This window comes from Sodalis-like endosymbiont of Proechinophthirus fluctus (assembly GCF_001602625.1).
GTDB lineage: Bacteria > Pseudomonadota > Gammaproteobacteria > Enterobacterales > Enterobacteriaceae.
In genome coordinates, this window is record NZ_LECR01000003.1 from 2,964 (window position 1) to 3,502 (window position 539).

Sequence of the window (539 nt, forward strand, 5' to 3'; positions counted from 1 at the left end):
CGCCAATACGCGGCAAGTCGGCTCGCACATGCTGAATAGAACAGCACCCGACGCCAATCCATGAAATGTCATGGCGATGTTGCGTTTCTGGTTGTCAAGTTTCACCATCCCCAGACACACAAATAGAGGTTAGCAGAAAAGCTACCATCCACGCTCTGTAATTTATTGGTTGCCAAGTGCCTGGGCGCTATCCTCTCGGCCAGTAGCGCTGAGATGGTAATAAACCCGCTGCAGGCCAGCGTATCGGTAAACCCGGGCATTACCGCGACGAAAAACAGCCCTGCTAGCAGCCACAGCGAAACTACTAACCAATCCATACTCAATTCCCTAATAATGTTAGCGCGTGACCATCACTGGTCCCCAGAGACGCTGGCGCATCCGCCTGCTTTTCAGGGCAGCACCAGATTCCTGTCTAGTAGCACCTGACAGGCTGCAGGGAGCGGCGACGTTTTTTCACCGGTGTACCGGTGCCGAGTTTGGCCGGCAGAAATCAGCTCTCCAGTTCATCGCCGCAACCGTCGCATCGCAGTTGCTCAGCG

The 539-nt window shown here is 54.7% G+C and carries 1 pseudogene; it reads right to left on the reverse strand.

From position 1 onward, the window contains the following. A pseudogene (locus BG74_RS15330) lies at nt 1-317 on the reverse strand (sulfite exporter TauE/SafE family protein); the annotation flags it as partial. Between the last annotated feature and the right edge of the window lie 222 nt (nt 318-539).